Genomic DNA, 2,080 nt, shown 5'->3' with positions numbered 1-2,080 from the left:
CCCACATTCCGCAGATGTGTGTGGAATTTTTTATCAGTTGTGAAAAGTTGGAGTCAAAAAGTTTTTCCCTTTAACTTATGCGGTTTTAACGTCACGGGTACCTGTCAGATATCCCGAAATCAACTAAAGTGAAAGAGTTGACTTTTTTTAATAGAATTATGGCGCTTTTTTTCGCGAAATAACTTAGCTTTTTAGCCAAGATAACTCCCGCCAAGAGCTAATCATCTTGACTAATAAATGTGGATTATTCACCAAGATTTACAGCTTAATGGAGAGCGTCATCCACCTGCAAACATTAAATAGTACCGACTGCAATACTGTCCTAAATGCTTTAATACATCTTGACGGTCTTGGGTTAAATTACTGACTTGCTTATCTCCGTTGACCGTCACTAAATGTACCGCTTGAAACATCTGAAATATCCAGCGCATTGTTGGTTTATTGGTGAGTTTCTTTACCTGATTTCTGACTCCCTCATTGGTGGCTTCTAAGTGTTGTCTCAATTTCCTTTGCGCTAGGGTATAAACTAACAAGCACAGTCCCATTATCATTCCTATTGCTTCGACTCGCTCGGGATTTTTCACAAATACGCTTGATGTAAAAAACAATGGATCTTTGATAAATCTAAATCCTCTCTCGTTACTTTGCTGCGCTTTGTATTCTGATAGTATCTGTCGCTCGCTCACCTCTTGAGTGTCTAAGATGTTGGTGGCTAATATAAATCTCCCGGCTGTGATTTGTTCGGCTTCTATTACTGATAACCGGGTTTCTATTTGACCCGTAACTTGATAAACTGTTGGATTTGTTTTGTTCTCTAGTTTCTGCTTGCTTGTCGATTTTTTGACGGGTTTTTCTCGGCATTCAATTTCTGTGATTTGGTGATACTTCCAGGTATCTGATAATCTTTTTATCGCGATTTCTGCGTCGGCTATACACGCAAACTCTTGTCTGAATAGCTTGCGTAGTGAGGAAGAAGCTGATTCTAATTGTTTCTCTACTTGCTGGGCTATTTTTTTGAGGGCTGCTTGTTTTCTGATATCGCTTTCTACTACTATCCATCTTTGTTTGATGTTGGCGTACTCGCTGGTTATGGCTGCTATTTTGTAGCCTTTTATTTGAGCTGATTCCCAGTCTTTATCTTCGATAGCTGAGATTTTTTGTCGGGCTGATTTGATACTTAATGGCACTCTGGTTATCCATTTCATTCCTGCCATTGCTGATAAGTTTTCTGCTGTGTATAAGGCACTGTCTGCTACACAGATTCCGTCGAAAGTCCATTGGTTTTTAAATTCTTTGAGTCGGGCGACAAAAACGCTTTTGTCATCGGCGTTTCCGTCATCTATTTTGAGATACAATGGTACGTCTCCATCACCGCTAACTATGGTGTCAATGATAAATTGTTTGAGGTCGGGTCTTTTGTCTCTTGAGTATCCGTGAACGATTTTTATGGCTTTCATTTCATCGGCTGGGTCTGATGAGTCTGTTTCAATGTCTTGACTCTTTTCCTGACAAGTTTTGTATGCTCCTTCTACTGATATTGAACTGCTGTCTAGATGAACGCTATTCATTTCTACTTGAAATTTCTTTGCTGCTTTTAGGGCGATTGCTGTGAATAATTGTGTCGTTCCAGCTTGATGGTATTTGTCTAATGCTCTCCCGATTCTGTCATCATTTAATTGTTCCGGGGTCACTCCTGATCCGATTAAATGTTCTGTTGCTTTTCCTACGAAAAATGTGTCGAATAGGTAGATTGGGGCGCTCAAAAACCCCAATCCGTTCAAAATTATTGCTTTCATTACTTGTCCGGGGCTGACTGTTTCTTTGGTTTTGATACCCACTTTTTTGTTCACTTCTTCTACCAATTCCATCTCATCTATTATCCCCGCTACTATTCCCAAGTGGTCTAAATTTACGATATTTATCCCTGATAATGGCTGGTTCATGATTTTTAGAGTGGCTTTACAGCAGAAATCTATTATACACTAAAAACTCCCAAACGATTGCACGGCAATCGTTTGGGAGTTTATTGTTGCCGAATCTATCTTGCTTTACCTCTGCTTAAATATCTGCGGAATGCGGG

Annotated in this window: 1 protein-coding gene; it reads right to left on the bottom strand. The window is 39.7% G+C overall.

Annotation, left to right across the window (positions count from 1 at the left end; genetic code table 11):
• Positions 1-278: 278 nt before the first annotated feature.
• Entirely contained in the window at positions 279-1,943 is a 1,665-nt protein-coding gene (locus QUA70_RS28320; RefSeq protein WP_333336331.1) for an IS1634 family transposase, read from the bottom strand.
• Positions 1,944-2,080 lie beyond the last annotated feature (137 nt).

Origin of the sequence: Microcoleus sp. LAD1_D5 (genome assembly GCF_036702115.1) — a bacterium.
GTDB lineage: Bacteria > Cyanobacteriota > Cyanobacteriia > Cyanobacteriales > Microcoleaceae > Microcoleus.
The sequence above is the reverse complement of the archived record's forward strand: the minus strand, read 5'-3'. Positions and strand labels throughout refer to the sequence as shown.

What these genes read in the sequence shown, in the direction of transcription:
- QUA70_RS28320 (WP_333336331.1), bottom strand. Translation starts at nt 1,943, where the DNA reads ATGAACCAGCCATTATCAGGGATAAATATCGTAAATTTAGACCACTTG.